2 protein-coding genes and 1 pseudogene are annotated in these 7128 nt (G+C 35.1%); all 3 read left to right on the forward strand.

Features of this window, described 5'->3' with window-relative positions:
- The first annotated feature begins 830 nt into the window (after window positions 1-830).
- The 3 genes and pseudogenes from ACFINA_RS09150 to ACFINA_RS09160 all read left to right on the forward strand — a co-directional run bounded on the left by ACFINA_RS09150 (window position 831) and on the right by ACFINA_RS09160 (window position 5527).
- Window positions 831-1235, forward strand: a pseudogene (locus tag ACFINA_RS09150) (hypothetical protein).
- A 607-nt stretch (window positions 1236-1842) separates the two neighbouring features.
- Window positions 1843-3207: an MFS transporter gene (locus tag ACFINA_RS09155; protein WP_375614186.1), complete on the forward strand. Its 1365-nt coding sequence runs from the start codon at window positions 1843-1845 to the stop codon at window positions 3205-3207.
- Window positions 3208-4594: 1387 nt separating this feature from the next.
- Complete coding sequence (locus ACFINA_RS09160; RefSeq protein ID WP_375615472.1) at window positions 4595-5527, forward strand: abortive infection family protein; 933 nt, start codon at window positions 4595-4597, stop codon at window positions 5525-5527.
- Window positions 5528-7128: the final 1601 nt, after the last annotated feature.

Raw genomic sequence — 7128 nt, forward strand, 5'->3', positions numbered from 1 at the left:
ATGCTTTAAAACGTCTACCTTTAAAGCAAATATATAAAAAGCTGCACTATGCGTGCAGCTTTTTTGCAAAATTTTCTTGATTTTTCATGCTTTTCAACACAACAAGAATTTTCGAAATCTACGTGAATCTTTTATAATCGTGAGAGACAAGATTCAAAATAAAAGATTTTTTTCAATAATTCTATTTTTTTATGTTTTTCCTTTAAAAAACTTCTTAAATGAAGTGTTGACTCCATCGATTATATATATGCCGTTACAGCATAACAAATATGCGGCTATTGCTCTATTTTTTCCATTCAAGCCAAACAAATTTCGCAGAAAAATATTCCTCTACGATCAACAACTTTTCTCAATATGGAAACCATTTTACATCTCATGTAAGAGGGAGCATTATGCGGTTAACATTTCATCCACACACAATATGAGAGAATAAGTTGAATTCTCTGATACAAAGGGAATACTAACCTACCCAATTATCTATTCTCAACAAAGCAACACTCTCACCACTTCAATACCAGTATTTTAGTTTGAGGATATGAATACATATTTACATTCTAGATTAAATGTATCAAATAAATAATGAACATAAAATCTATCAATAAACAATGGCTTAACTTTACATGCTTCAAACAAAGGACAAAATTCTATAATCATGCGTTATTAATTCTTTTGTAAATATTTTTATCAGATATCAAAAATCGTACCATTGCTTTCAATACAAGAAACCGACATAAAAAATTTCATATTGAATTACCAAAATAGTCTTTTACAAATTGCGATATTATAGCAAAAACTTCATTGGCTAATTATATGAAAAAATAAAATAGAAAATGCACTTTAATAAATATAAAGCAAATCGTTTTATAAAAGAATATGTAAAAAACCATAAATCACCTTATGATCATGTATTTGTGATTCAGATATTGAGTTCAGTTTTGCACAATCGTTTGAAAAAAAACGATGAGATTAAAGTTTATGCGCAACTGCCTAAATGGTTTAAAATTGATACACCTCTTGGATCATATACTCCCAATTAGGCTGTATTATTCGAGCAAGATGGGCAAGAAAAACTGTATTTTGTTGTGGAAAGCAAAGGAAGTATTTTCGAAGACATCTTGCGCGATCTGGAAAAAGCAAAACTCTATTGCGGTCATGAACATTTCAAAGCTTTAGAAGAAAATACCCAATATATTGTTTCTGATAATTATGAAACTTTTATCAATCAAGCAATTTAAAAATATACCATAACAACTTGAAAAAATGTTTGGGTTATGGAAACAACCCTCCCTTGTTGTTTATAAAATGCAACTTTTTCCTACTCTATAATTTACAAACTCTTCCTTATAACCGATTTTAATTTTTATTAAACAATCAAGAGATTGTCGAACATTTTTCAGAAAGGGCAGCATATTTAATAAAAGAAAATTATAAACTATTGAAAATACATTTGACACCCAAATAATCATTTAATCATAAAAAATGATATATAAACAAACATTGGATTTTTAAGTCAATAATTTGATTTATAAAGATTTTAACATTTTCCATGTTAAATAATAAATGCAAATGGAGCAGGCATGCACGTCTAGGTTCTGCTTTTGCTCTCATACAGATTGAATTGACAGCGAATAGACTCCTCGATAAACTCATTGACATCAGCTTAACTGATGGCTTAATTCTAGAGAAAAAGGCGGGTTATACACAAGGGGACCATCAGCACTTCCAATCACATTCATTCCAATATCAAAATTGCAGATATCACAAATGCGTGTTCATTCTTAGAGCTCTGTAATTTATGACGCAGGCCCCATATCTAAAATAATATCTGTAGGGAGCATGATCATGCAAAAGGTAGATTCCTATACCAAATCAGAAAAATATGTCATATATACCGTCATTATTTCCAGCATACTTCCTCTACTAGACGGGAGCATTGTCAATGTCATCCTTCCGGACCTTGCGCGTTATTTTTCCGTGGAAGGAAATAATATACAATGGGTTGTCACGTCCTATTTTCTAGCCACCGTTCCAGGGCTGCTGATGTCCGCTTTTGTGCAAGGAAGAATAGGTATAAAAAGAACTTGGCTCCTTGCAAGCTTCATTTTTATGCTTGGCTCACTGGGGGTAGGATTAAGCTATAATTTTCCAACCATTATATCTGCCCGTATTATTCAAGGATTCGGGACAGGCCTTTTGCTGCCCCTTAGCCAAACCATTATTGCGTTACAATTTGGGCAGACACGAGTGCGCCAAGCCATGGGCACCATAGCCGTACCAACGGTTTTTGCTCCTGCCTTTGGACCGCTGGTAGGAGCTTCATTTGCTCAGTATGTGTCTTGGCGTTTGTTGTTTTTTATCAATATTCCGCTTATTTTATTGGCACTCGCCCTTGGAGCAAAACATTTAAAGAGCAACGAAATAGCAAAAACAAAATTTAACTTATTTGCATTTTTAGCATTTTCTATATCGCTTCTCTCGTTTTTTTACCTCACAGAAGCCAGAAATATAAATAACCACAACGCCCTCTTTATCCTAGCACTTATAGCAGTGATATCTCTCATATTATTCATTGTTTCTAATCAGAAAGCAAAAAACAAATTAATCGTCTTTAGCGGATTTAAAAATGCGCGCTATACATTGCTCATGATCATGGGGCTTGTTGCTTCATTTCTTTTTTATAGTTTCCTCGTTTATTTCCCACTAGCCATTGCCATGGAACAAGCCCATGAAAATAGCCTTCTCATCATCGGTGCAGTCCTAGCTCTGCAAGGAGTGGGTGCATGGATTGGAAGGAAATTTATTTACCAAAAGTGGAAAGAAAAATCTCCCTTTTTCATGATAGGAATTGGTTTGGTGATATCAAGCTTTGGGTTATTATGCTTCGGCTATAATATAAGCATGGATGGACTTGGATTCTTGCTAAGAGGCGTAGGGCTTGGCATCGCCACCATTGTATGTTTGTCTGCTCCCATCCAATATGTCAACAGTTTATACGTCAAAGATACAGCCGTTATCACACGCATATTACAGCAAATAGGTGGAGCCTTAGGGGGTGTATTTGCTGGCTTTCTGCTACATTCGTTAACAGAGCAACGCCTTTCCTTAAGTCAAACATATCTCATATTCTTCCTCTTCTCTATCGCTGCATTTTTACTGTTTTGCCTAGCCCTCTTCTTATCGCCTCAAGAGAAAAATTCCGATTTATGATATGCTTTTGTATGAACGCCCTATCAATAACATTTGCAACGGTGTATAAAATTATACAGCCTTTACCACTGTTAAGGAATACCAATGCGCTAGAACCTTTGCCCCAGCCTTCATCATTCTATAAAAGAGCGTTAAACCGACAAGCTCCTTAAACTCTGAAATCGGACACCTCTAGTAGCATACATGTTGTTTGTAATTTTATGATTTTTTTGATGCTATGAGACACCTCTAAAAACCTATTGAAATATGCGATTTTCTGAATAGTATCTTTGGAGGTGTCCACAGAGGACAACATGCTTTTCTATCCAAGATCCCATCACTAACAAACGCCCCTACAACACCAGTATAGAATACGCCGCCCAGCCCCCAAAGCTGATCACTTTTCACGACGCATCGCGGTGTGGAAAATCGCACCGCACTTTCAAACCAAGTTATTTCATTCACCCTATATCACACTTCTTTGATCACTATGGTTTGGTAATTGCAATGGGATTAAGTGAATAAAGCAACAAAAACAGCTGGTAAAACAGCATCTTCTCTCTATTTTGTTGTTAACTGTTATAACAAATCTCCCCCGCTTTAAGAACAAAGGCTTTCCTCTTTGAGGGAGAAGTTTTTAAAACATTGAAAATCGTAATATACAATGACATACGGGAAACCATCTTTAAAAAAATTGTTTTTTTGATTTTTACAGTGTGCTTTTAGATTTCCCTACCTTTAAATTTTTCTTGTAAGTTTTACGGCAAAAAAAGCTTTTCAGAGCTTTTTTACACCTAATTTCATTGCTTAAAGCTCCCTTACAGAGACGATAACTGTTTATATTTCTTCTTTAGCAAGTATGCAAGATTAACAGCGGATATCATAAAATAGCATTTTTAGTGAAAGCAATAAACTTGACGAGATAAACGAGATTGCTAAACTTCTCTCTTGTCCCACTTGAGCTCTTTACTGGTTATGCGAATAAAGCGCCCCATCTGCTCTTTTTGACAAGCAAAGAACACACGCAACATTTTTTTCTAACATACTATTGTTGAAATTCTTGTCACAAAACCTTCCGTTCAGGGATTATGCGCATTGCCTGCTTCCTTCTCTCCAATAAACAATCTGCCAATAAAGAATGCTATTGCAGTTACGATAATACAAAATTATACTTCTGTTCTCATTCTATATTTTTCGAATTATCACACATTATTCACCCCCCCTTCACTGCTTCACTGCTATAATAATGAAAGGAGAAAAAAATTAAAACACAATATGGCATTTCCCTTTCAAAAATCTTATATAAGCCACAAAATTGTTGCGCGACTTTCTATGCAAGGTCAAGCAATAAAATCATACTCTAAAAAACCATTCCACACACCACTTTTTGATATTATAAAGCCATAAAATGCAATTATCATCCCCGCAAAAAATATCTCAAAAAAACAAAATTCCTCCTGCAATCATTGGACTACTTCCTCCAATGTTTGCGTACCATTATACGCATAACGAGTTAGATGAATTGTTTATTGCATCATTTGCTCCTTCTGAAATTCCAGAAGGTACAAAAATCCAAAAAGTTAAAGTGTGGCTACGTGCAATCAATTCTCAATGCGAAGAACCACTTGAAGTCCTTGGTAACCTGCTTAGTGATTTTATGGAAAAAGAATATTATGATCCAGACCCTACCGGATTGAATTCATCGTTATACAAAAAAACTCTACAGTTAAAAGAAGATCAACGTAAAGTTTTAGAAACGTTAAAGAAAGATAGATTAGAATATCAGCGTGGAGGATATATTATCAAGAAGAGGCTGACCTCCACACAAGAATTGCAAAAAGCTGGTCTCCTCTCTACAGAAGAGCTACAAAAACGTATTACAGAGAAAGAACTTTCAGCAGTAGAAATCGAAATAAATAGGGCATTAGAAAATATAGAAAAAGATCCAAGGGAGGCGGTTCTATTTGCAGCAAATCTATTGGAAGCTTCTTGCAAAGCTTATCTCGACCATTATTCTATCCCATATGAAGAAAATGCCCATAATAAGCTGCACGCTTTATGGAAAGAAGTTGCTAAAAAGGCTAAGATTCATCCCGACGATATAAAGCAAGAAAACTTAAAAAATCAAGATCTAGATAAAAATGACTTAAGAATGATCGCAACCGGTCTATCCAAAATCGTGAGTGGTACTATGAATTTAAGAAACAAGAAAAGTGCAGCGCACGGCCGCTCAGAAAAAGATTTTGAACTAATCAATCTCAAACCTCGCCATGCGCGTTTAACTTTTAATGCCGCCCATTCTCTCTCAATTTATATCTTAGAGCTCATGGATCAGCCATAATTAAAAGACTTTAGAAAAAACATATCACGACTACCAGCATTTTCTCATGCCATTTTTAATGCCTAAAAAGCATTAAAGGGGGCTGCTGCTACCCTACAAAACCAAATATTTCTATAGCATGACAACATGAGTAGTCACAGCACCCTATGGTTCTCCTCTTCCCCACTTTTCTAGGCTCCGCTTCTAAAGTCCGTGGGCAATTTCTGTAAATGCAAAAGGCACCCTTAAAGACAGCGAATGAGGATGGTGCGAAAGTATTGCCTTGATTATTTTTTTAAGAACAAACTAGCTGGTGTACTATTTTTGGAAAGCTCTCGTGAAGAAATATTATGATAGAGAAGCTAGTCGTTATGATAAAAATACAGTTCTGACTCTGTAAAGAGAGAAAATCTGAGTTTAGATTTAATCCCTGAAAAGCCTTTATGCGCGTAAATTAGATACCTATACGTTCTTCTCCTACCCTACATAATTTTATAATAAGATAGCTCGTATAAAAAATAGCACTATTCTTACTACTATAGCCAAGATTAATGGTGACATTAATGATCTTTATGATCACATTCAAGTCAATTCAAGTTCTAAAAATGATGAATTAATTGTCTCTGTTTTTTATCCTGAAGATGCACCATTACTTGAACACGCCACAGGTGATGTTGTTCATATTGCATATGATCAATCATGCGATTGTGGCTATCATAGCCATACCTTACACCTGAAAGGAAGAACAGCAATTTTTTATAATATTATGGGAACTTCAATTTCTGTACACGATTTTACAAATGTCTTCAATCTTCAAGGTTGCACTCTTTTGGCTACAGATATTCAACTCATTATAGTCAATCAATTTGAGAACGATGTTGGCGTTTTATTGTTTATTGATTCACGTTACGATATTGAAAGAAATGTCCTTTTCTCATCGCTCTCATCCTCTTATCTGATAAAAGACATTATCAATCAATACAATTTTTCCATGTTTGCTTTATGCAGAAATCTCAATTTATTCGCTCCTCAAGCTCAGAAAAAATAAAATCCTTTTTTCAAACGTCTGAATATCCTATAGAGCTTGATGGTGATTTAGTATAAATTAAATAAGATAAGATTATAAACTTCATCGATAAGTTCTTCATTATCACTGGAACCTTATACGTTTTTTTCCTTGCTCTTAGAGCAATAAGCTCTTTCCATAAAAGATTTTGCATAAGCTAACACACGACCTTTAAAGTAATTTTCACAAAAGTGTATTTAAGGTAGGGTAAGACATCATCCGATTTGTACCTCGTTGTACTGAGGCTAGAGATACTAGCTTTGGAACGGTGTGGAATAAGAAGCACATGAGATACAAGAACGCCCTTATTTTTTCTAGTAGACATATAATTTTGTGCTCTGAAGATTATCCAATCTTCTCTTTAAGACTTAAGAGCCCCCTCCCCTCGGTATAGCCTTCTCTATAGCTTATAAAACCCAATATTCCTATAACGGGATAAAATTTAGTGATCACGTACTCTATGGCCTTCCCCTTGCCACTGCCAGTTTCCGTTCAAACATCAGGACCAATGGCTGCAAAAGCAAAAAGCTGCCCCTTTTTTTCTCACGGCATACTT

The organism is Bartonella sp. AC10YNML (assembly GCF_042196825.1).
GTDB lineage: Bacteria > Pseudomonadota > Alphaproteobacteria > Rhizobiales > Rhizobiaceae > Bartonella.